The organism is Acinetobacter sp. AOR18_HL (assembly GCF_027855145.1).
GTDB lineage: Bacteria > Pseudomonadota > Gammaproteobacteria > Pseudomonadales > Moraxellaceae > Acinetobacter > Acinetobacter pittii.
Window position 1 is genome coordinate 1 of the sequence record NZ_JAKTIG010000061.1, and the last position, 23,978, is coordinate 23,978.

16 protein-coding genes and 2 tRNA genes are annotated in these 23,978 nt (G+C 38.6%); 8 read left to right on the forward strand and 10 right to left on the reverse strand.

From position 1 onward, the window contains the following. Window positions 1–487: 487 nt before the first annotated feature. Window positions 488–1,576: a YjgN family protein gene (locus MKL51_RS15205; protein WP_002120508.1), complete on the forward strand. Its 1,089-nt coding sequence runs from the start codon at window positions 488–490 to the stop codon at window positions 1,574–1,576. Window positions 1,577–1,596: 20 nt separating this feature from the next. Then, entirely contained in the window at window positions 1,597–2,697 is a 1,101-nt protein-coding gene (locus MKL51_RS15210; protein ID WP_002120502.1) for a M48 family metallopeptidase, read from the forward strand. An 11-nt stretch (window positions 2,698–2,708) separates the two neighbouring features. On the opposite strand, the gene MKL51_RS15215 is transcribed toward MKL51_RS15210, so the two are convergent. The 3 genes from MKL51_RS15215 to MKL51_RS15225 form a co-directional block, all read right to left on the reverse strand. Then, window positions 2,709–3,026, reverse strand: a complete 318-nt coding sequence (locus tag MKL51_RS15215) for a hypothetical protein (RefSeq protein ID WP_014206119.1) — start codon at window positions 3,024–3,026, stop codon at window positions 2,709–2,711. Between the two features lie 367 nt (window positions 3,027–3,393). Then, window positions 3,394–3,483: transfer RNA gene (locus tag MKL51_RS15220), tRNA-Ser, on the reverse strand. 85 nt (window positions 3,484–3,568) lie between these two features. Further along, window positions 3,569–5,599, reverse strand: a complete 2,031-nt coding sequence (locus MKL51_RS15225) for an NADPH-dependent 2,4-dienoyl-CoA reductase (protein WP_270904347.1) — start codon at window positions 5,597–5,599, stop codon at window positions 3,569–3,571. Window positions 5,600–5,896: 297 nt separating this feature from the next. Here MKL51_RS15225 and argG point away from each other — a divergent pair, with 297 nt between their 5' ends. Beyond that, the gene (argG, locus tag MKL51_RS15230; protein ID WP_014206117.1) at window positions 5,897–7,255 is read left to right on the forward strand and encodes an argininosuccinate synthase; all 1,359 of its coding nucleotides are present in this window, start codon (window positions 5,897–5,899) and stop codon (window positions 7,253–7,255) included. A gap of 61 nt (window positions 7,256–7,316) precedes the next feature. Here argG and MKL51_RS15235 read toward each other — a convergent pair whose 3' ends face one another. Continuing rightward, a complete protein-coding gene (locus tag MKL51_RS15235; RefSeq protein ID WP_005070488.1) occupies window positions 7,317–8,579 on the reverse strand; it encodes a GGDEF domain-containing protein in 1,263 nt (420 codons plus the stop codon). A gap of 149 nt (window positions 8,580–8,728) precedes the next feature. Here MKL51_RS15235 and pyrC point away from each other — a divergent pair, with 149 nt between their 5' ends. The 5 genes from pyrC (at window position 8,729) to MKL51_RS15260 (ending at window position 13,696) form a co-directional block, all read left to right on the forward strand. Continuing rightward, window positions 8,729–9,763 carry a dihydroorotase gene (pyrC, locus tag MKL51_RS15240; RefSeq protein WP_002117728.1) on the forward strand — a complete coding sequence of 345 codons (1,035 nt, stop codon included), beginning with the start codon at window positions 8,729–8,731 and terminating at the stop codon, window positions 9,761–9,763. Beyond that, the gene (rnt, locus tag MKL51_RS15245) at window positions 9,748–10,410 is read left to right on the forward strand and encodes a ribonuclease T (RefSeq protein ID WP_002117536.1); all 663 of its coding nucleotides are present in this window, start codon (window positions 9,748–9,750) and stop codon (window positions 10,408–10,410) included. The genes pyrC and rnt overlap by 16 nt, the downstream gene beginning before the upstream one ends. 18 nt (window positions 10,411–10,428) lie before the next feature. After that, window positions 10,429–10,504, forward strand: a tRNA-Glu gene (locus MKL51_RS15250). A 174-nt stretch (window positions 10,505–10,678) separates the two neighbouring features. Next, the gene (locus MKL51_RS15255) at window positions 10,679–12,793 is read left to right on the forward strand and encodes a TonB-dependent siderophore receptor (RefSeq protein WP_002117740.1); all 2,115 of its coding nucleotides are present in this window, start codon (window positions 10,679–10,681) and stop codon (window positions 12,791–12,793) included. A 219-nt stretch (window positions 12,794–13,012) separates the two neighbouring features. Further along, window positions 13,013–13,696 (forward strand): glutathione binding-like protein, encoded by a 684-nt coding sequence (locus MKL51_RS15260; RefSeq protein WP_002117506.1) that lies wholly within the window; start codon window positions 13,013–13,015, stop codon window positions 13,694–13,696. A 5-nt stretch (window positions 13,697–13,701) separates the two neighbouring features. Here MKL51_RS15260 and MKL51_RS15265 read toward each other — a convergent pair whose 3' ends face one another. The 6 genes from MKL51_RS15265 to MKL51_RS15290 all read right to left on the reverse strand — a co-directional run bounded on the left by MKL51_RS15265 (window position 13,702) and on the right by MKL51_RS15290 (window position 23,865). Further along, entirely contained in the window at window positions 13,702–14,946 is a 1,245-nt protein-coding gene (locus tag MKL51_RS15265) for an NADH:flavin oxidoreductase/NADH oxidase family protein (protein ID WP_002117654.1), read from the reverse strand. Window positions 14,947–15,134: 188 nt separating this feature from the next. Further along, on the reverse strand, window positions 15,135–16,730 hold the full coding sequence (locus MKL51_RS15270; protein WP_002117612.1) for an ABC transporter ATP-binding protein: 1,596 nt from the start codon (window positions 16,728–16,730) through the stop codon (window positions 15,135–15,137). Further along, window positions 16,705–17,715 (reverse strand): ABC transporter permease, encoded by a 1,011-nt coding sequence (locus tag MKL51_RS15275; RefSeq protein ID WP_002117570.1) that lies wholly within the window; start codon window positions 17,713–17,715, stop codon window positions 16,705–16,707. The genes MKL51_RS15270 and MKL51_RS15275 overlap by 26 nt, the downstream gene beginning before the upstream one ends. Then, entirely contained in the window at window positions 17,715–18,767 is a 1,053-nt protein-coding gene (locus MKL51_RS15280) for a microcin C ABC transporter permease YejB (RefSeq protein ID WP_005802871.1), read from the reverse strand. Before MKL51_RS15280 ends, MKL51_RS15275 begins: the two co-directional genes overlap by 1 nt. A 31-nt stretch (window positions 18,768–18,798) precedes the next feature. Continuing rightward, the gene (locus MKL51_RS15285; RefSeq protein ID WP_005802873.1) at window positions 18,799–20,634 is read right to left on the reverse strand and encodes an extracellular solute-binding protein; all 1,836 of its coding nucleotides are present in this window, start codon (window positions 20,632–20,634) and stop codon (window positions 18,799–18,801) included. 15 nt (window positions 20,635–20,649) lie between these two features. Continuing rightward, window positions 20,650–23,865: a LysM peptidoglycan-binding domain-containing protein gene (locus tag MKL51_RS15290; RefSeq protein WP_005802874.1), complete on the reverse strand. Its 3,216-nt coding sequence runs from the start codon at window positions 23,863–23,865 to the stop codon at window positions 20,650–20,652. Window positions 23,866–23,978 lie beyond the last annotated feature (113 nt).

A 23,978-nucleotide genomic window follows, 5' to 3' on the forward strand; every position in this document is an offset into this window, starting at 1 on the left:
GCGTTAGATTGGCTTACACCATTAGAGAAATTTGCTCAGCTTGTTGATTATCATAAGACTTTTCAAACTGTCGCACCTCATGTTTGAATTCGCCGATCATTAAAAAGTAAGGATAAATAATGAATGAGTTATTGTTAAATTGGGGTTTATAACGGGATTGAAATTTATATAGATATATTAGTTTTAACAGGTAAGATGAGAATATAAAAATGGTAAATGATGAAATTAATGATGTAGAAATTTTTTCTTAGAATTACTACTAAATTTACAATCACAATAAGTCACCGATGCCTTTAAACCTATTATTTATACTTCTCGCGATAAGCTTTCTGCTCGAAACAACTCAATAAGAATATAATGGTAAAAATAGTTGTTTGCTTTTCATTCTATTTATTTCAATTTATAAAAAACATATAATATTCTCAATAGTTTTCTAATTATCTATTACATTCAATCAAGATCATATATTTTCAATAAAGAGAATAAAATGCAAGACCAAGCTTTAACCTCTCTTCCTCAAGATGTAAATGAGGATCAAAATATTACAACTCCACCAATTTCACACTCAGGAATTCATCATTTTAAGTTTCATGGGAATGCCTCAGAATATTTTGGAATCTGGATCGTTAATATTCTTTTGACTATTATTACTTTAAGCTTATATGCACCTTGGGCTAAAGTTCGTCGCTTACGCTATTTCTATGGCAATACAGAATTTTTTGAACGCCGCTTTGATTTTACAGGGATTCCAACCAAGATTTTGATTGGACGTTTAATTGCATTAGGAATTTACGTCGTATTTGCAATTTCATCACAGTATTCAATGATTGCGACTGTGGTTGGGCTAGTTGCATTATATGCAGCAGTACCTTGGCTAATTCGTGCTACTTTGCGTTTTACTGCAAGAAATAGTAAATTCGGCAACGCACGTTTTTATTTTGGTGGAACAATAAAAGAATCTTATAAAGTCTTTCTTTTGAGTATATTGGTATATATTTTTACTTTAGGAATCTTTACACCTGTAGCTATTTGGCTATATAAAAAATATTATCTTAACAACTTATATGCTGGACAATTAAATTTTAAATTAAACGCGAAATGGTCTGCATATATGGCTGCAGTTTATATACCAGTTTTTATTGCAATTGGTATAATTGCTATTTTTTCAATCATTTACTTTGCTATGGCAGGAACAATTTCTGGGTTCTCACCAAACGCTATATTCTTCGGAATATTTACGGTATATGCACTTATTGGATTATTTATTTATCCATTAATTGCTGCTCGTATTTTTATTACGACATGGAACAATACTACAATTGGGAACAGTCAATTTAAAACAGACTGTAACCAATGGCGTTTCGCATGGATTGTAGCCTCGAACTGGATTGTAAAAATCTTATCCCTAGGTTTAATGTCTGCTTGGGCTGCAGTTCGTATTCACAAATATCAGATTGAATCGATGAGTTTAATTTTATTAGATGATCCAGATCAAATGATGAATCTAGCTCAACAAGAGCAAAGTGCTTTAGCTGAAGAAATCAGTGATATTTTTGATATCGACATCTCTTTATAACAATCTGAGTTTAATAATTTATGTCCCACGCAGTAGATATCACTTTCTATGATGGCCTAGTGTCTAAACCATACCCTGCTCAGATTTCAGCTCAATCTGAATCTGAAGTTCTAATTCGGTATGGTGAGCAATTAGAACTTCAGCGTCATTATCAATATAGTGATATGAAATTGATTGGTGCGCTGGGACAGTTACACCCAGTAATTGAATTATCTGATGATGCACGGATTGAATTTCATAGTGCATTACCTGAATGGTTTAATTACACAACTAAAAAGGTTCAACATTCGATCTGGAAATTTGAACGCTCTCCGGGTCTTATTCTTTTTAGTGTAATTTTTGTGATTACTTTTGCGATCAGTCTAGTCAAATGGGGTGTTCCAGCAACGTCCCATTATCTTGCTTTTCAATTACCTGAGAATACTTTAAAGAAACTAGGTGATGAAGCAGAGAATTATGTATTAAATAATTGGACTGCACCCAGCCAATTAGCACAAACCCAAAAAGATCAAATTACTAAACAATATTTGAATACTGTTGCTGAAAACAAACCAGCTAAATTAGTCTTCCGTAAAGGCGATCAGTTAGGGGCTAATGCTGTAGCGCTACCCAATAATACGATTATTATCACAGATGAACTGATCAAATTGGCACATACGAATCAAGAAATCTTAGGCGTATTAGCCCATGAACAAGGCCATTTGGTTTATCGCCATAGTTTGCAACAAGGGTTAACGAGTTTAGGCCTAAGTATATTATACATTGCAATGACAGGAGATAATTCAGACTTATTTACGTCCTTACCTGCCGCTATGATTGGTGCAAATTACTCACGTAAATTTGAATCCGAAGCCGATCTATATGCTTTACAGTTGATGGATAAGAAGCATATCGAAGTCTCACACTTTGCAAATTTCTTACAACGTTTAAGCGATACAACAGAAGAAGGTATCGATAAAAAGAATCAGGCCAACCCACCAACTTCTCAGGAAGAATCTTCAGCTAATAAACTATCTACAGCTGTTCTTGATGCTTTATCCTCTCATCCTGCAACCGAAGAGCGTATTCGAATGGTTCATGATTTTGAGAAAAAACAGAAAGGCGCACAAAATAATTTATAGGCTCACAAAGTCTATCTAGAAAATTTATGGTCTTTAGGAAGTGGAGCATCACATGGTTGATCTGTCTTTACGTTGACCATTTTCACAGGTCCATCATTGTAGATTGTTACCTTGCAGCCTTTTACGACATATTCCTGTTGAATACCACCGTACATTTCATCCTCAGAAACAGGAGATGCAACGTCACAAGCCTCGTCAGCACGGCATATATCCTCTTGCCCACCTACAGCTTCTGCTCCAGCAGCTTCCATTACATCTACAGCACTCTCCTGTACTTCAGCATCTACAGCTTGTATCTTTGCTGCATACGTATTTGAAAGATTTATCATAAGAAAAATTGCAAGAAATAACTTACTACAGTGATTTATTAGATTCATGAACTATCCATACCTATTAATTGAAATTCGGTACATATCAGGCGATTTTAATTTGCAAGTTAGTGATGCAAAGGGCTTAGTATTATAAGGAGCTATTCTACCCATAATTATACATATAGCAGCAATAGTCGTCCCGAAAGAATTCATCAAACAATTACAAGATATTGACCATTATGAGGGTGCGATTAACTGCACAATATAAAATTAAACTGAAATCAAAATCTGTCTAACTCAATCCAAATTTTTATGTGGGGTAGAATGAGGGGTAAAATAATAGATATAAAAAAAGCCCCTGTTTTTAACAGGGGCTTTTCGAATTTGGCGGAAGCGGTGAGATTCGAACTCACGGAGGACTCACACCCTCGTCGGTTTTCAAGACCGGTGCATTAAACCGCTCTGCCACGCTTCCATGTGCGTAAGAATACAAAGCTTATTCATTTTATTCAAGAAAAATATCATCGCTTTGTGTTCAAGTGCATATTGTTTCATCAATTTTACAGTTGAGCAGCCAATTCTGCTCCTTCTTTGATCGCACGCTTCGCATCTAGCTCTGCTGCAAGCTTTGCACCACCAATAATATGGTAGTTCGCTATAGTCGACTCGCCTTCTTTTGGCATCAAGTCTTTTACTGACTCTTGACCTGCACACACCACAACCGTATCTACACGTAAAAGTTGATCTTGCCCATTGTGCTCAATCCAAAGCCCTTCATCAGTGACTGCTTTATATTGCACACCACGCAGCATACGTACGCCATGCTTTTTAAGCTGTGCACGGTGTACCCAACCCGAAGTCTTGCCAAGGCCAATACCGAGTGGTGTGGTTTTACGTTGTAATAAATAAATTTCACGGATCGCTGGTTCAACGACTGGCGGCTGCATCCCCCCTTCAGAAATATAGTTTGGATCTGGGTCCACCCCCCATTCACGTTGCCAGTCGGCTAAAGGTTGAGGCTGTGGTTGATGTGGCGGTTTAAGTAAAAATTCTGACACGTCAAAACCAATACCACCCGCACCAATCACTGCAACTTTTTGTCCAACTTCTGCTCCTTTTAGAACTTGAGCATAAGAAAGGACTTGTGGCGCGTCGCTTCCTTCAATTTTTAATGCACGAGGGATTACACCTGTTGCAACAATCACTTCATCAAAACCTTCACGTTCAAGCTGCTCACGATTTACGCGAGTATTTAAACGTACATCCACCCCTGTTTTTTCCAGTTGGACTTTAAAGTAGCGGATCGTCTCGTGAAATTCTTCTTTGCCCGGTACAACTTTGGCAAAGTTAAATTGGCCACCTACATCAGAAGTTGCCTCAAACAGCGTCACTGCATGGCCACGGCTTGCCGCAACAGTTGCCGCCGACATACCCGCTACTCCGCCGCCCACAACTGCAATTCGCTTAGGCTGTTTAGTCTTTAAATAGACCAGTTCAGTTTCATGGCCTGCACGCGGGTTAACCAAACAAGACACACGCTTATTTTTAAAAGCATGGTCTAAACAGGCTTGGTTACATGCAATACAGGTATTAATTTCATCAACACGGTTAGTCGCAGTTTTATTTACCCAAAATGCATCGGCCAATAAAGGACGCGCCATTTGAACCATATCTGCTTTACCAGTTGCCAAAATTTCTTCGGCAGTTTCAGGCATGTTAATTCGGTTTGACGCAATAATCGGGATAGAAATATGCTGTTTTACATGAGCAGTGTAGTCGACAAAAGCTGCACGAGGCACAGATGTTACAATGGTCGGAACACGAGCTTCATGCCAGCCAATACCGGTATTTAATAAAGTCACCCCTGCTTTTTCTAAAGCTTTGGCTACAGTCACCACCTCTTGCTTGGTATTACCGTCATGGACTAAATCGAGTAAAGACAAGCGGAAACAAATAATAAATTTCTCACCAACTTTGGCACGGATCGCTTTAACAATCTCGACTGGAAAGCGCATACGGTTTTCAATTTCACCACCCCAACGGTCAGTACGCTGGTTCACGTGGCGACTTAAAAACTGGTTAATTAAATAACCTTCCGAGCCCATAATTTCGACACCGTCATAACCTGCTTTTTTGGCAATATCGGCGCACTGTGCGTAATCTTCTATTGTGCTCAGAATATTTTTTTCAGAAAGCTGGCGTGGTTTAAAAGGTGAAATTGGAGATTTAATTGCAGTTGAAGATACAACAAACGGCTGGTAACCATAGCGACCTGCATGCAAAATTTGCATTAAGATTTTTGAACCATGTTTATGCACAGCATGTGTAACCAGACGATGCTGTGGAATATCAAATAAGCTATTCATGGTTCCGCCAGCAGGTGCTAACCATCCTTGACGGTTCGGTGAAATACCACCTGTCACAATCAGGCCCACCCCACCTTTTGCACGCTCTTCAAAATAAGCTGCCAGTTTTGGGTAATTGTAAAAACGGTCTTCAAGCCCCGTATGCATGGAACCCATCACCACACGGTTTTTAATGGTAGTAAAGCCTAGATGTAATGGTTTTAATAAATTGGCGTAACTTGTCATGCTGCGTCCCAATAATTTTTTGCAACTTGTTGCATAGTACTTTAATACTTTTTTGATAATTTTGGATGACCATGCAAAGAAATTTATCGGAGCTTATGGTCAATCCATTTATTTAAGAACAATACTTCATTCACTTCTTCTTATTCTATAAATAGCCTTATATTTTTTATCAAATTAAAACTTCAAATCAGAACAAGTGAATTAATGCTTTTTTTGCGAAAAAAAGCACCATGAATAGTGCTACAATAGCCGCCATTCAGAATTCTCAAGACCGCCTATATGGGGTCTTTTTCATAAATGTTAGGATTAGCAATGACTGATAATGCAACTATCTTGCAGCATGTACCAGTAGGCAAAAAAGTTGGGATTGCCTTCTCCGGAGGCCTAGACACTTCAGCTGCCTTATTGTGGATGAAACAAAAAGGCGCAGAACCTTATGCATATACTGCAAACTTAGGTCAGCCTGATGAAGATGACTACGATGCAATTCCAAAGAAAGCAGAACAATACGGCGCTGTAAAAGCTCGCTTAATTGACTGCCGCTTACAACTTGCGCTTGAAGGTATTGCTGCGATTCAGTGTGGTGCATTCCATATCAGTACAGGTGGTGTTCCTTATTTCAATACGACTCCATTAGGTCGTGCAGTAACAGGTACAATGTTAGTTACTGCAATGAAAGAAGATGACGTAAACATCTGGGGTGACGGTTCAACTTATAAAGGTAACGATATTGAACGTTTCTATCGTTATGGTTTGTTGACTAATCCGAATCTTAAAATTTATAAGCCTTGGTTAGATCAAAACTTCATCGATGAGCTTGGCGGCCGTGCAGAAATGTCACAGTTCCTGATCGACAACGGTTTTGACTACAAAATGTCAAAAGAAAAAGCGTACTCAACTGACTCAAATATGTTGGGCGCAACTCACGAAGCAAAAGATCTTGAATACTTAAATGCTGGTATCAAAATCGTTGACCCAATTATGGGCGTTGCTTTCTGGAAAGATGAAGTTGAAATTACTCCAGAAGAAGTGACTGTACGTTTTGAAGAAGGTGTACCTGTTGCATTAAACGGTCAAACTTTTGACAATCCGGTTGAGCTTATTCTTGAAGCAAACCGTATTGGTGGCCGTCATGGTTTAGGTATGTCTGACCAAATCGAAAACCGTATTATCGAAGCGAAATCTCGTGGTATTTATGAAGCACCGGGGATGGCCCTTCTTCATATTGCTTATGAGCGTTTGGTTACTGGTATTCATAACGAAGATACGATCGAACAATACCGCATTAACGGTTTACGTTTAGGTCGTTTACTTTACCAAGGCCGCTGGTTCGACTCTCAAGCACTTATGTTGCGTGAAACTGCACAGCGTTGGGTTGCTAAAGCGATTACTGGTGAAGTAACTCTTGAACTTCGTCGTGGTAATGACTACACCATCATGAACACTGAATCTCCAAACTTAACGTACGAAGCTGAACGTTTAACAATGGAAAAAGGCGATTCAATGTTTACGCCAATGGACCGTATTGGTCAATTGACTATGCGTAACCTCGACATTACCGATACACGTGCAAAACTTGGTATCTATACAGATGCTGGTTTGCTTTCAATCGGCCAAGGTTCTGCTGTACCACAACTTGATAGCAAGAAAAAATAATTTTCTTACTTAATAAAAAAGCCACCGACAACGGTGGCTTTTTTATTTCAAATATTTGTGCTCAAACAAGTTCTGCTACTTCCAAAGGTTGATAATAAATCTGGTTACGTCCAAGCTGCTTAGCTCGGTACAAAGCTTGATCCGCAGCGTGAATTAATTTTTCCTGATTTACTTTAAAACCTTCTGTATAAACAGTAAAACCTAAACTAATCGTGACATGCTTAGAGACTAAAGATGCTGCATGAGGAATCGCTTGTCGCTCAATCGCTTTATAAATATTTGCAGCGACGGCATAGGCGCCTTGAGCAGGTGTTTTCGGTAACAGCACGACAAACTCTTCTCCACCATAACGGGCAACAAAATCAACATGCCGAATCGAATTTTTAATTGCAGCGGCAATAGATGAGATGACTTTATCCCCCATTTGGTGCCCATAAAAATCGTTATAATTTTTAAAAAAATCGATATCAATAAATAAAACAGCCAATGGGCGCTTTTCTTGCTTTGCACGATAGTAAAAAAAGTCGAACATCTCATCAAAAGTACGTCGATTTGAGATATTCGTCAGTGCATCCTGCTGGCTTAAATGAAGCAATTCAGATGCTTCAATACGTAAAATCTGTTCGTTAAGCTCAGCAAGCTGATTATTTAAAAAAAGGCTTCTTTCTCTTGAGGTAAGCATCGTACTAATTGAAAAACCTAAAATACAACTTCCAAACAGCGCTCTTCCCAAAGCAATAAAATCACAATTCGCTTGCCATAAAATCAGTAGGGAAAAAACACAAAAGGCTGCTGTTAAACCTACATAAAGCATATGTAGAGGCTTTATTCCGCTTAAAATAAAACCCAGCATATATAAGAAGGAAAGTAATAACATCGACTGGTTTTTAAGAGCGACATTTTCTACGCTAAGGAGCAACATTGCATTGATAATAATAGTCAAAAATACAATGCCACATGCGGCGATATAAAAATATTCAGTGAGTTTTTTAAACTTTGCAAAAACCCAAAATAACAGCAGTGCACAAGCAATATTAATTGCGCTAAGTAAACAGTAAATAAAATCCCAAGTAATATAAGGCACCCCTATGACCAAATAGTCTGTAGGTAGAGCCAGCAATATGAAAATGAGATAGGTTAAAACGCCACTTGCTAAAAATTTTGAGATATTCTGTTTAGTTCGCTCAAGATTTAAACACCAGAATTTTTTTTCTAATTGATGTGGCAGAGGTATATTGGCATAACGATGGGTATGTAGAGTTACTAAATATTCTATTTCTTCTTTTGCTTTGAGTAATTCATGTACATTTCCCCTATTTGCCACTACTTGATTCCTGCCTCTCACACATTAACAAAATATAACATTATTTTTTAAGGCCTCTGGCGCTTTATTTTGCCATTTGTCCGTAATTCTCGTTACCATTTTCACACTTTATCGATTATCATTTGTTTTATTTCGAAGTTTGAACTGCCTTGGACTCTATTACCCTGCTCCAGCCAGATGACTGGCATGCACATTTACGTGATGGTTTAGCATTAAAACGTACTGTACCTGATTTGGCCAAACAATTTGCTCGTGCGATCTGTATGCCAAACCTTGTTCCACCTGTAAAAACTGTGGAAGAAGCACTGGCTTACCGTGAACGTATTCTTGCTCATGTTCCAGAGGGTCTTAACTTTGACCCACGTATGGTGCTTTATTTTACTGATTTCACCTCACCAGATGAAGTTCGTAAAATTAAAGAATCTGGACATGTAAATGCTATTAAACTTTACCCAGCAGGTGCGACCACCAATTCTGATAACGGTGTAAGTGACATCCGTAAAGTTTATGCAGTCATTGAGCAACTAGAAGAGCATCAAGTTCCGTTATTACTTCATGGTGAAGTGACTCATAACCACGTTGATATTTTTGACCGTGAAAAACGCTTCTTAGATGAAGTTTTATCACCGTTATTAAAACAGTTTCCAAAACTTAAAGTGGTACTTGAGCACATCACAACAAGCGATGCTGCACACTTTGTTTTAGAACAAGACCGCAATGTGGCTGCAACGATTACACCTCAGCATTTATTATTTAATCGTAATGATATGTTGGTTGGTGGTATTAAACCGCATTTCTATTGCTTACCAATTTTAAAGCGTCAAACTCACCAGACCACTTTGCTTGAAGTTGCAACGAGCGGTAACCCTAAATTTTTCTTGGGTACAGATAGTGCTCCTCACTCGCAAAATGCAAAAGAAAATGCGTGTGGCTGTGCGGGCTGTTATAGTGCGCCTAATGCAATTGAACTTTATGCTCAAGCATTTGATCAAGTAGGTAAACTAGAACGTTTAGAAGGTTTTGCTAGCCACTTTGGCGCAGACTTCTACGGCCTACTACGTAATACTTCTACCATTACTTTGGTAAAAGAAGATAACCTCGTTCCAGAATCTTTTGATTATTTAGATGATCAAAAAATTATCCCGCTGCATGCCGGGAAAACGCTGCAATGGAGAAAAGTGTGACACAAGAAACCTCTGTCCCGGTCATTGGCCAACGTTTTCGTGGCTTCTTACCTGTTGTTGTTGACGTTGAAACGGCAGGTTTTAATGCCCAGACAGATGCATTGCTAGAAATTGCGTGCATTCCAATTGTGTATGATGCTCAGGGACAATTTGTCCCTGGTCCAGCATTTCATGCGCATATTAACCCGTTTGAAGGGGCTAATCTCGATCGCCGTTCACTAGACTTTATTGGTATTGATCCATTCAATCCAATGCGTATTGCAATGGCTGAAGATGAGCGCACTGCATTACGCCGTATTTTTAAATCGGTGAATGAAGTCCGTAAACAGCAACATTGTACACATGCAGTCTTAGTGGGCCACAATGCGCATTTTGACCTTGGTTTTGTACAAGCAGCAATTGCGCGTACAAGTACAAAAAACCAAAACCCATTTCATAGTTTTTCAGTGATGGATACGGTTACTTTAAGTGCTGTTATGTTTGGACAAACTGTGCTTGCGAAAGCGTGTATTCAAGCTGGAATTGAGTTCGATGGCAAAGAAGCACACTCTGCTTTGTACGATACTCAGAAGACTGCTGAACTGTTTTGCTATATTTTGAACAAACTGTCACCTTACCTCCTTGACAGTTTGGTGGCGGCTTCTTAAGATACCGCCATCCTCAACGTCCCTATCGTCTAGAGGCCTAGGACATCGCCCTTTCACGGCGGTAACCGGGGTTCGAATCCCCGTAGGGACGCCATATTCTCTTCTTATAAAATTCCTTTCTATTTTATTTTTATATTTCTAATTTTCTGTATTTCCAAATAAAATACACTTGTACATATATATCACCGATCCAGTATTTCCTTTACATAGATTTACAATATAATAATTCTTATTTTTATACTGATATTTATTATCAATAAGGTTTTAAATGGATCTTAAGCTTCGACTCCTCTCCCTGAGCATCGCTCAACTCTGCTTTATATCAACTACTTTTGCAGAAACCAATAGTTCATCAACAACACTTGCTACCATTAAGATTAAAGCCCAACAAGCTGCCGACCAAGCTTATAAAGTCGACAGTTCAAGTAGCGCAACACGTAGTGAAGTCGCATTAAAAGATACGCCACAATCTGTCAGTGTAGTGACTCAAAAAGTAATTGAAGATATTGGCGCAACACGTTTGATTGAAGCGCTTGATTTAGCTGGCGGTGTGACTCGTGCTAATAACTTTGGTGGTCAAGGTCTAACAGGCTTTAATCTTCGTGGTTTCACTAGCGGTGAATTTTATCGTAATGGATTCCCAATTAACCGTGGTTATCCAAATACTCCAGATAGTAACACTATTGAACGTGTAGACGTTTTACGTGGTCCCTCTTCTAGCTTATATGGCCGTGGTGACCCAGGTGGTACATTTAACTTAATTTCTAAAACACCGAAGTCTGAGCAACAAACCACTTTAGGTGCTCAGCTCAGTAGTGAAGGTTTATATCGCACTACGGTAGATACCACAGGTACTATCCCTAATACAGAAAATATTGGTTATCGCTTAAATGTGATTGCAGAAGGCGGTGATAGTTATCGCGATCATGTCGAGTCCAAACGATATGGAATTGCACCAGTCATTCAATGGCAAGCTTCTGACGCAACAAAAGTTACTTTTGAAGCGGATATTTTACGAAATCAACATCCACTTGATCGTGGCCAAACACGTTATGCAGGCCAGAAGTCTTTTAATAGTTCACCCGAAACCTATTTGTGGGAAACAGGTAAATACAACAACCGACTCTACAATGATAATAATATGACTCAATTACGAGTCGAGCACGACCTTGGTAATGACTGGAAGCTAAATGCTGGTGTGCAATATTTAAATGGTAAATTGCATGGCTATGCGGTAGAGGCAAATGGCATTCAAGATGACGGCGAAACTTTAAACCGAAATTACAACTATCGCGAATTAAAATGGCAAGATACCGATGCCCAAATTAATCTAACAGGTAATTTCCAACTTTTAGGTCTAGCTCATACTTTAGTGACTGGGCTTGAATACGAAAACTATGATTATAAGTCATATATTATTCGTTCAGATGCTAAGTCAAATAACTACCCGATCAATATCTATGATCCAGTTTTAGGCCAACCTCTACCCGAGCTTAAAAACATTACGACCCATGACCGTGAAAATTTAAAAACAACTGCCCTTTTTGTACAAGACCAAATCGATTTAAATGAGCGTTTAAGTGCACTAGTGGGTTTACGTTTTGAGCACTACGAACATGATTACAAAAATCTTTTACCGAATACTGCAAACTGGAATACCAGTCATGACGCATTTATTCCGCGTTTAGGTTTAGTTTTTAAAGCACGTGATGACCTTTCAATCTATAGCAATGCTGCAAAATCTTTTAAACCTAACACTGGTGCTAGCCGTAATGGAGAGGGATTTGACCCAGAGGAAGGCATGGCTTACGAGTTAGGCTTTAAATGGCAAGCACTCGACAATATGCTATCGGTTGACTCTGCGATTTTTTATGCAAAAAAAGAAAATGTCTTAACTCTCGATCCTGTAGATTCAGCCTATAAAGTTGCTGCTGGTGAAGTTCGTAGCCAAGGTATTGAGCTAAATGTTGCAGGGCAAATCACTCCAGCTTGGAAAATTATTGGTGGATATGCCTATACAGATGCAGAAGTCAGCAAAGATAATACTTTGAAAAAAGGAACCGCTTTAGCCAATATTCCAAAGAATAGTTTTAATCTGTTAAATATCTATGAATTTCAAGATGGTCTTTTACAAGGCTTAGGTCTAGGCATTAATCAAAAATATATTGATAAGCGTGCAGGTCAAACAGCTAATAGTACTTATACAATGAAAGGTTATGCAGTTACAGATTTGGTTTCTTATTATCAGGCAACACCAAAACTTCGTATTAACCTAGACCTGAAAAATCTTTTTGACAAAGTTTATGATGAAAGCGCTTTCAATCTATATGCATATCCGGGTGAATCACGTACTGTTCAATTAGGTATGAGCTATACGTTCTAAACTCTAAAGACACTTAATAGACAGCCGTTTCACAGCGATAACCTAGCTTAAAATCTCACTAGGGATATCAAATACTAAAAAGCCACTGCTTTTTTAAGGTAGTGGCTTTTTATTCAGCTGCTCTTGTATAAAAACATAATTTATTGATTTATTAATATTTTTAAAAATTAAATGATGTCTTATACTAAAAATAGGTCAAAACTATAATTTGAATATAACATGCGAATTCGATTATTTCACTTACAAAATTCACGCTCTCAACGCATTATTTGGTTTTTAGAAGAATTAGGACTCAACTATGAGCTCACTATTAAAGATCATTCAGGCATAGACAAAGATAAAAACTCACCTCATCAATTATCAAAATTTCCAACTATCGAAATTATTGAACAAGGAAAGACTTCTATCTTAGCTGAAACCTCAGCAATCCTAGATTACCTATCTCATTTACACCCACAATTAGGTCCGAACAGCCTATTAAGCCAACAACTGCAAAATTTTTATTATTGGAAAAATTATTCTGAGGCGACATTCATTCCCGATTTGGTACTCAAACAAATCTTTCACCAAATTGTAAAGCGTACGCCTTTTCCGGTCCGTTTCATTCCAAAGTTTTTAAAATATGGATTTGATCAAGGCTATCTCAATCAATCATTACAAAGACAGATGAGTATGATTGATAAACATTTAGAGCACCACTTATGGTTTGCCGGAGATCAGTTTACTACTGCTGATATTTTGATGTGGTTTCCATTACTGGCTTGCTCACCAAATTACAGACAATTTAAACATATACAGCGTTATCTGGCTCAAATAGAAAACAGACCTGCCTTTAAAAATGCTTTAATTAAAGGCCGATGGTCTGCTTCTACATTTAAAGCTTACTGGACTACGGCTTGGTAATTTATCTACGCAGATTTACGTGAATTCACTTGTCCTTGAATCACCGCTTTAATATTGCCTTTGGCGTAATTTAAAAATACTACCAGTGGTGAAAGTTTTGGATTTGGCTTTTTACCCTTACCAATCGTTTTAAATTGAGCTGCATACCAAATAATTTCCATAATTGCCATCTTATCGACAAATGGTAAGCCTGTTTTAATTGGTTTTACTGCATAGCGAACATCTTGCCCTGCAATTAAACGTTCTGTTAAATCGGTTTCAAGTGCAAATGGACGAGCAATACCAATAAAGTCACATGCACCACTTTCAAGTGCGGCATTCATGCCTTCTACAGTACGGAAACCGCCTGTCACCATGAGTTTACACTTAACATGCTGGCGGATTTTCTCTGCAAAATCTAAAAAGTATGCTTCACGTGCAATCGTGCTTGCCTTACGTTTATCAGCCTTAGCTCCAGCCATTGCTGGTGCCTCGTAAGTACCGCCTGAAATTTCAATTAAATCTATACCAGCTTCATCCACTGCTTTAAACACTGAAATTACATCTTCTTCACTAATTCCGCCACGCTGGAAATCAGCCGAGTTAAGCTTCACTGAAATGATAAAATTATCTGAAGTCGCTTCACGTACCGCTTTATAAACCTCTAGTAAAAAACAACTACGATTTTCAACTGAACCGCCCCACTGATCTGTACGCTTATTGGTTAATGGCGATAAAAACTGACTAATTAAATAGCCATGAGCACCATGTAATTGCACCCCTTCAAAGCCTGCTTTTTCACAAATGTGAGCTGCTGTCGCAAAACGTTTAATAATATCTAGAATTTCGTCATGAGTAAGTTCACGTGGCGTTCCAAACATGGTTGCTAAAGCTGGGCTAAAAGGTACGGCTGAAGGCGCTACAGTTTCTTTATTTAAGCCTTTTGGACACTGACGACCTGGGTGTGACAATTGAATTAACTGCACCATGCCATATTTTTTACCTAATTCCGCCCATTCTTTTAAGCGCTCTAGATCACGTTCAGTTTCAATAACAACAACACCCGGTTCATTTTTTGCGCCGGCATTTACCATGACATTACCAGTAATCGCACAGCCAAGCTCACCTTTTGCCCATGCACCATATAAACCCAAATGTAAGTCATTTGGTTGGCCTTCATAATTTGCTAGTGCTTCACTCATTGCACCTTTAATAATTCGGTTTTTAAAGGTGGTATTGCGAATTGTGATGGGTTGAGCAATCTGGTTCATGGTTAACCTCTGTTCTTTGAATTTTAGAGCAATTACTCTAATTTAAATGAGTTATTGGGCATGTCAAGTCATAATCGATAACTGACAATAGCACATGTCAATTTTAAAAAATATAAAAATATGCAACTTTTTGCATTAGAAGTTTAACCAAAATTTATTTATATAAAACAATAAATTAAAAAATATCTTTAAAAGGATGCTTTAATTAACTGTTTCGTATATTCACTGTTAGGCTTAGAAAATAAGAGTTCAGTTTCCTGATATTCAACAACTTTTGCATGACGTAATACCATCACTTTGTGGCAAAGTGCTTTTACTATATTGAGATCATGACTAATGAAAATATAACTTAACTGCTCAGTTTGCTGTAATTGTCTCAACAACTTGATCATGGCTTTTTGCGTGGTCCGATCTAAGGCAGAGGTAGGTTCATCCAAAATTAAAAGTTTAGGCTGAACCGCCAAAGCTCTTGCTAAGGCGACACGTTGACGTTGTCCCCCAGAAAGTTCATGAGGGTAACGATGTTGAAAATCTTCAGCCAATTCAACTTTTACCAATACAGATTCAACTTGCTGTTTGATCTCGTTATCAGCTACTGCTTTCACTTTCAATCCTTCAGCAATAATCTGCCCTACTGTCATACGCGGGTTTAAACTTTCAAAAGGGTCTTGGAATACAAGTTGAAAATCCGATCTCATCAAACGCAAGGCTTTTGGCTGTAACTGATTTAAATCTTGACCTAAAAAAACAATCTGCCCTTCACTTTTAATAAGTCGGACCAAAGCTATCGCCAGAGATGATTTACCAGCACCACTTTCACCAACCACCCCAAGTGATTCACCTTGAGCAAGATCAAAACTCAAATCTTCTATTGCGCTGAAATACCCTTGAATGCGATTTAAAATTCCTTTTCTTATAGGAAACTGCACGCTGAGCTGTCGAACTGATAAAACATTCTGTTGAGCGGGTCTAGACTCTACTTTTCCAAAATCATGATCTAACAACTGTGCTGTATAACTTGTTTTAGGATTTACAAAGATTTGGCTCAGTTCACCTTGCTCCACTACACGCCCACTTTGCAATACAATAAGTTTCTCAGCATAGCGATGTACTAAATTTAGGTCATGGCTAATTAAAATAAGTGCCATCCCATATTTGCTTTGCAAAGATTTTAATAGCTCTAAAATTTGTATCTGCAAAACCACATCCAACGCAGTAGTAGGTTCATCAGCAATCAAAATTTTAGGCCGAAGCGCCAATGTCATCGCAATCATGACACGTTGTTTTTGTCCACCAGAAAGCTCATGCGGATAACGTTTTAAAATTTGTTCTGGTTCAACAATTCCCACATCTTTTAGCAGTTCTAATATTTGCTGCCGGACTTCAAGTTTTGAAAAACCAGATAAAAGAAGATTTTCCCCTATAATTTTTTCAACCCGATGGAGCGGATTTAATGCAGCAGCAGGCTCTTGAAAAATCATAGCGATTTGTCGACCACGTAAATTTGATTGAGCTCTTTCATCTAGCTCAAGCATATTTTGCGGTCCAATCCAGACCTGCCCCGCTATTTCTAATTTATCTTGTAGCAAGCCCATTATTGCTAAGCAGCTCATCGATTTACCTGAACCACTTTCGCCCACAATAGCGAGTGTTTCACCTTCACTTAAGTAAAAACTTAGATCTTCTAATAAAACCTTTCGGTCTTTGGTCTGAACCGAAAGTTGCTCTACTTTTAATAATGCTAAAGCGGGATTTAAGTTATTTTCTTGGGTCAAACGCTTCACGGGCCGCCTCTCCAATATAAATTAAAAGTGAAAGAACAATAGCCAGACTAAAAAAGCCTGAAATTGCCAACCATGGCGCATCTAAATTATTTTTACCTTGTAGTAATAATTCACCTAAAGAGGCCGCATCGGGTGGTAGTCCATATCCTAAAAAATCAAGAGCGGTTAAAGCGCTAATATTGGTCGTTAAAATAAAAGGTAACTGAGACAAACTCGAACTGATCGCATTTGGCAAAATATGCCTAAAAATAATCGCGTGATCGGTCACTCCCAAAACTTGGGCTGCACGAACGTAATCAAGCTGACGAGCTTTTAAAAACTCTGCCCTAACAACACCTACCAAAACGGTCCAGCCGAAAAACAACATAATGGAAAATAGCCAATATACATTTGGAACAAACATACTGACTAAAATCATGACCATAAAAAGCATGGGTAAGCCATTCCAGACTTCAACTAAACGTTGCCCCAATAAATCGACCCAGCCAGCATAGTAACCTTGAATAGCGCCTACCGTAATTCCAAATAAAGCAGAACAAAATGTTAAGGCCAAGCCAAAAAGCAACGATACTCTTAAGCCATAAAGAATACGCGCAAGAACATCCCTTCCCTGATCATCTGTTCCCAACCAGTTTTGCTTGGAAGGTGGTGATGGCACAGGAACGGCCAAATCTAAATTGGGCGTTTGATATGAAAATTGAATGAGGGGCCAAACTGCCCATCCCTTAGTATTAATAATCGCTTGTACAGCAGGGTCTTTATAATCAGCTTCTGTTTCAAACACTCCACCAAACGTCGTTTCCGGATAAGTTTTCAACACAGGCAAATAGTAAGAATTTTCATACTTCACTAACAGCGGTTTATCGTTAGCAATTAACTCTGCAGCTAAGGACAAAAGCAAAATTAGACTAAATAAAATAAAGCTGGCCCAGCCCAATTTATGCTGCCTAAAACGCTGTAATCGTGTACGCACAATTAAAGACATTATTTGCCTCCTTGTGCGTCAAAGTGAATTCTTGGATCAATCCATTGGTACAACACATCACAAATGAGACGTAAAATTAGGCTAAATAAAGTAAAGAAAAATAAAACACCAAAAATAACAGGATAATCACGTTGGACAATAGCTTCAAAGCCCAACAAACCCACCCCATCTAGGTGAAAGATAATTTCTACAAATAGGTTACCTACAAAGAAAATACCTGCTAACGCTTCTGGCAATCCTGCGAGCACAACTAAAATGGCATTACGAAAGACATGCTTATATAAGACCTGTTGGCTGTTCAACCCTTTTGCATAGGCTGCCAAAACGTAGGGTTTATTGAGTTCTTCTAAAAATGAGTATTTAGTTAAATAGGTTAAACTGGCAAAACCGCCTAATACCATGGTAATGAGTGGCAGAGTCATATGCCATAAATAATCAGTAACTTTGCCCCAAAGACTAAATTGATGAAAATTATCTGAGACTAAATTTTGTAATGGAAACCATTGAAAATAAGACCCGCCTGCAAAAAAAACAACTAACAAAATCGCAAATACAAAACTTGGTACAGCATACCCCACCACAAGCACTAAAGAAGTGGACCGATCAAACCAAGAGCCCTGCTGCTTTGCCTTTTTAATTCCCAGCGGAATAGAAATGAGATAAATGAGAAAAGTACTCACCAGCCCAAGTGAAATGGAAACAGGCATTTTTTCCCATAACAATTCCACGACTGGTTTATCTTTAAAGAAACTTTGTCCAAAATCTAAAGTTAAATAGCCTTTTAACATTAAGAAAAACCGTTCAGGGGCAGAACGATCAAAACCATACTGCGCCTTAATTTGCTCAACCATTTCAGGGCTTAAACCTTGAGCACCTTGATAATAAGTTTCTGCACTCAATGCACGGCCAATTCCCAAATCGCTTTGTGCCTGATGTATTGCTTGCTCAACTGGCCCACCTGGTGCAATTTGCACAACCACAAAGTTAATCAATAAAATGACAAACAATGTGGGAATCATTAAAAGAAGTCGCTTGAGAATATATGAACCCATATAACAGGATTTCCTTTATGGCAGATGCTTTTTATTGTTGATGTAAATATTTGGCAACTTTTTTGGCTTTATTTGCATCACTCCACCAATATTCTATCCCAGAAGAAAGTGCTGGTTTAACTTTAGGTTGTTGATACATATTCCAATAAGCATACCAGTTTTCACCTTTACCATAAGTCGGGATTTGATAATAACCAGCTCTAAGCAATCGATCGAGAATGCGAGTATAAATAATCTGTTGTTCACGACTTTTACTCGCAACGAGTTTTGAAATCACTTGATCAATTACTGGGTTACGAATTCCCGCATAATTGTAATTTCCATCCTGAGCTGCAGCTACACTCCCCCAGAACTGAGTTTGTTCATTTCCCGGATTGAGAGATTGCGGCAAATTCATTGTGGTCATATCAAAATCGTAACGGCGAGTTCGTTCTAAATATTGCGGAGCATCAACCTGACGTAAATTAACAGCAATGCCTAATTTTTTTAAGTTACGAATAAAAGGTAGAAGTGTTCGTTGTTTACCATCTTGCTGAATTAAAAACTCAAGCTGAACTTTCTTTTCCTCAGGTGTAAATAGCTGCCCTTCTTTAATTTTATAGCCAGCTTGTATAAGCAATTGGCGCGCAGTTAATAAATTCTGACGGTTAAATCCACTCGCATCTGACACTGGGTATTTCCAGTTTGCTAAAACACCTTGTTGCATAAGTGGAGATAACTTAAGCAATAACGGTTTTAACAACTCTAATTCAGTTTTTGAAGGTCGACCTGTTGCTGCTAATTCACTATTTTCAAAATAACTTTGTAGGCGCTGATATTGTCCATAAAACAAAGCTTTATTCTGCCATTCAAAGTCATAAGCATAGGTTAAAGCTTGTCTAAAACGAATATCATTCAAAGGTTTTCGTCGTGTATTAAAAACATAGCTTTCAGTGGCAATAGGATTATGGTGACGAAACTTATATTGAGTAACGAACCCTGCTTTTACGGCTGGAAACCGGTAATCAGTTACCCATTTTTTAGGATTAGTTTCTTCATGCAAAGTGTATTGCCCAGATTTAAATCCTTCAAAAGCAATATCCCAATTTCGATAATAAACATATCTCAAGCGGTCAAAGTTATAACGCCCTTTGTTAATAGGCAAATCTTTTGCCCAATAATTTGGATTTCTTTTATAGCTAATGCTTCTACCCGGATCAACTCGTTCAACTACATATGGCCCCGAACCAATAATCGGTTGTAGGGTAATTCGGCTAAAATCTCTTTTTTGCCAATCTACTTTTGAATAAATGGGTAAGGTTGCCAAAATGAATGGCATTTTAGGATTATGTGTAGACTTAAAAATAAACTTTACTTGATGAGCATTTATTATTTCTGTTTTTGCTAAATCAGCAAGGTACATTTGCAAACCTAAATTAGATTTAGTCTGATAGGCATCAAAACTAAATTTAACATCTGCCGCAGTGACTGGCTGCCCATTACTAAAACGCGCTTTAGGGTTTAAATAGAAAGTCACTGATTGCGTTTTTTCTGGGTCATAACTCACTTTCTGAGCCAAAAGCGGATATAAAACTCCAACCTCATCAAGTGATTGAGTCATTAATGTATCAAAAAGATAATTCACGCCTTCTGTAGCATTCCCCTTACCATTCATACTATTGAGGTTATCAAAAGTTCCTTGAGCTGCCTGACTTAATAGGCCACCTTTAGGGGCATTTGGGTTTGCATATGGCATAGCCATCATTTCTAAATATTTAGGCTTAGAATGAATCGCTATATATGAGGTGGTTTGTTGTGCAGAAAAAACACTATGGGAAATGACACTGAGCCCGACTAGCAGGCTCAGTTGAAAATTGAATTTATGCATAAATGACTAATTATTTTACAAATTAGGCACTTTAATCACATCACCAATGCGAAGCTGAGTAGAAGGCGTTAAATTATTCAGCTCAGCCAAGAAATTGGTTTCTAAACCATATTTACTCGCAAGGCCGATCAAGGTATCGCCACGCTTCACTTTGTATTCCACGACAGTTTTTGGAATCACAATATTCTGACCGCGCTGTAAGTTAGCATTTGCTTTTAATGCATTCATTTCAGCCAGTTCACGCACTGAAATACCCGCACGGCTCGCAATACTATTTAAAGACTCACCAGATTTAACCGTATATCTTTCAGTGTTTTTACCAGCAGCAACTGTTTTAGTTGAAGACTTAGTATCTGCTTTAGCTGTTTCAACTGTAGGCACATCACCCGTTAGCTTTAAACGCTGCCCCACACGAACGCTACTGTTGCGTGAAAGACCATTTAATGAAGCAAGGTAGTCCAGCTGTAAATGGTAGCGATTAGCGATATTACCTAAGCTATCGCCAGATTTAACTGTATAAGTTTCTGGTGTTTCTTCTTTGGCGTTTTTAGAAGATTTAGTTGGCGCTTCTTCAACAGTTCCTGTTAGTTTTAAGCGTTGACCAGCACGCAAACCAGCAGTACGAGACAAACCGTTTAGGTCAGCCAAATAGCTTGTTTGCAAATTATATTTACTCGCAATCGCATTTAAGCTATCGCCAGACTGTACAACGTATTGTTCTGGAACACTTAAGCCTGCCGGTACTTTTAAAGTTTGACCAAGCTGCACATGGCTATTTGCTTTTAAGTTATTTAACTCGGCTAACTCAGCTAGGCTAATTTTTGATTTAGTTGCAATACTCGATAAAGTATCACCACGTTGTACTTTATAGCCTTCTGTTTTATAAGAAACACTTGTTGATGCTTTCTCAGATTTACTAGAAGCCTTAGTTTCAGCAACTTCATCTACAGAAATATCTTGTGTAGGCACATTAATTTTTTGGCCTACCATTAAGTTACTGCCCGCAGTTAATCCCGGAGTTAATTCAGCAAGTTCCTGATTAGAGAGCGCATAACGATCTGCAATCAATTTAAGATATTCACCGCGCTTCACAGTATAGCTTTTAGTTGCTATACGTTTTGCACTTGCCTGAACAGCTTTCGGTTCTGCTTTAGCACTTGAGCGACTATTTTTTGGTTCTTTTAACTGTAGTTTTTGCCCAACAAATAAGCCATCAGTCACTGATAAATCGTTATATTCAGCCAATTGTCTTACAGACAAATTAAACTGGTTAGCCACGCCGCTTAAGCTATCGTTAGCCTGAACGACATATACATCTGGTTTAGCTGTGCTTTTTGAAGTCGTTTGAGTTTCTTGTGGCTTAGCATCATAAAGGTAAAGCGTTGAACCAACATATAACGTCTTTTCAGGATCAATCTGGTTCCACTTAGCAACATCGCGCCAGTTTACGCCGTTTTTCATCGCAATAACGGCTAAAGTATCACCCGGTAAAACTGTATAGGTACTACGTTTGCCTTTAGGCTGCACAACCACTACATCTGTGTCAGTTTTAATGTAAGGCTTGTCTTTATTGCGCTGCCCATCTTCAGAGTTAGCTACAGTCACGTCTTCAGCTAAAGTTTTTGGATATGCAAAACCTTTACTTACTTCTTTACCTTGTTGCTCTGCAACTGACTGACTTGTTTGAATCGCAGTTAACTTAATTTTGCCATCATAAGGATCAACAATTTCTGTTCCTTGTGGTGCAATAGCTTTCAACTCGGCAACTACTTGATCTTTTTCAGCCTGCGTTGGTTGTGGCTCTAAAGCTTGTTGAACTGTTTCTTTCTCACCTTCAGCTCGAACTGCCGCTAAAATCTTTTCACGTTCTGCAGCCGAGATTGGTGGCTCTGTCTTCACTTGCTTAATATTTGCCGCAGGTGTCACAGCAACAGGAATACGTGGAGCACTTGGTACATCAGCCGAAGCTGCAAACGCGGCTAAAGCATCAGACCCACGAGGAGTTGAAGTTTTTACCGTGGTAGAGCTACTGGTTGTTCTAGTAGGTGTTGACGGTTTAACTGGTTGCACCTGATTTGCAGGTGTGGTTTTAATTGTCACAGATGTTGAAGCACTTACATCTGGCTTAGATGGTGAAGTCACATTTGCCCACCAACCTGAACCACCGCCAGACTTCATACCTTTTAATTTATTATCAATTGAAGGACTTAAATCGGCCGGAATCAAGATACGCATGGGACTTGCAGGATCCACCATTTCACCACGATATCCCGGGTTTAATGCATAGAGTTCCGAACGACTTAATCCAGCTACAGAAGCAATTTCATTTAAAGATAAAGGTGCAGATAAAGTCACTTCACGGAAATGGGGTCTATTTGCAATTGGTGGTAAAGAAATACCGTAAGCTTTTGGATTTTTAATAATTTGGGCAACAGCCAAGAAACGAGGAACATAGTTCATGGTTTCTTGAGGTAATTTTAAAGACCAATAATCAGTTGGTAAACCTGCTGCCTGATTTCGGTTAATTGCTTGTTGAATACGGCCCGGTCCAGCGTTATAGGCTGCTAAAGCAAGCTCCCAAGAACCGAATTGGTTATATAAGCTTCCTAAAAACTCATAGGCAGCACGAGTCGACTCAACAACATCTCGACGGCCATCATACATGCCTGTTTGCTTTAAGCCATAAATACGGCCAGTACTCGGAATAAACTGCCATAAACCTGCTGCTGCAGCACTACTTGTTGCAGCTGGGTCATATGAACTTTCAATTACAGGTAATAATGCAAGTTCTGTAGGCAAACCACGGCGTTCAGCTTCTTTAACTGTATGGTACAAATAACGACTTGCGCGGGCACTTAAACGATCAAGATAAGGCTGACGAGAAATAAACCAACTACGCTGAGCTTCAATACGTGAATCCCAATGGTTCAAATCCATTTTGAAACCAACAGACATACGTTTCCAGACATCACCGTGCTTTAAAATAAGCAGACGGTCACCCTCTACAGCACGCATATCAGTTGCTGAAAGTAAGTCTTCCAATGAATCAAGACTACTCGCATCTAAATAACCTGCACCACTGACCTGTTTCGATTTTGAGGTTTTTGCAGATTGCGGAGTCGATGAACAGCCTGTTGTAATACCCAACGCAGCTAACGCAGAGCTAAGTACGGTAATTTTAAACAATGATGCTGCAGATGGCTGCCACACAAATGTGGTTGGTTTATACATAAAAACTTCCAAACAACTCGCGTAATATTTTTTTGGGGTCTGCCCACAAACCCTAGGTCTTCGATGCCATTGTAGTAAAGCATGCAAGATAGACAAGGCAATAATTTAATGTC

Coding starts and splice junctions, on each gene's coding strand:
- MKL51_RS15205 (WP_002120508.1), top strand. CDS start 488: ATGCAAGACCAAGCTTTAACCTCTCTTCCTCAAGATGTAAATGAGGAT.
- MKL51_RS15210 (WP_002120502.1), top strand. CDS start 1,597: ATGTCCCACGCAGTAGATATCACTTTCTATGATGGCCTAGTGTCTAAA.
- MKL51_RS15215 (WP_014206119.1), bottom strand. CDS start 3,026: ATGATAAATCTTTCAAATACGTATGCAGCAAAGATACAAGCTGTAGAT.
- MKL51_RS15225 (WP_270904347.1), bottom strand. CDS start 5,599: ATGACAAGTTACGCCAATTTATTAAAACCATTACATCTAGGCTTTACT.
- argG (WP_014206117.1), top strand. CDS start 5,897: ATGTTAGGATTAGCAATGACTGATAATGCAACTATCTTGCAGCATGTA.
- rnt (WP_002117536.1), top strand. CDS start 9,748: ATGGAGAAAAGTGTGACACAAGAAACCTCTGTCCCGGTCATTGGCCAA.
- MKL51_RS15255 (WP_002117740.1), top strand. CDS start 10,679: ATGGATCTTAAGCTTCGACTCCTCTCCCTGAGCATCGCTCAACTCTGC.
- MKL51_RS15260 (WP_002117506.1), top strand. CDS start 13,013: ATGCGAATTCGATTATTTCACTTACAAAATTCACGCTCTCAACGCATT.
- MKL51_RS15265 (WP_002117654.1), bottom strand. CDS start 14,946: ATGAACCAGATTGCTCAACCCATCACAATTCGCAATACCACCTTTAAA.
- MKL51_RS15275 (WP_002117570.1), bottom strand. CDS start 17,715: ATGTCTTTAATTGTGCGTACACGATTACAGCGTTTTAGGCAGCATAAA.
- MKL51_RS15280 (WP_005802871.1), bottom strand. CDS start 18,767: ATGGGTTCATATATTCTCAAGCGACTTCTTTTAATGATTCCCACATTG.
- MKL51_RS15285 (WP_005802873.1), bottom strand. CDS start 20,634: ATGCATAAATTCAATTTTCAACTGAGCCTGCTAGTCGGGCTCAGTGTC.
- MKL51_RS15290 (WP_005802874.1), bottom strand. CDS start 23,865: ATGTATAAACCAACCACATTTGTGTGGCAGCCATCTGCAGCATCATTG.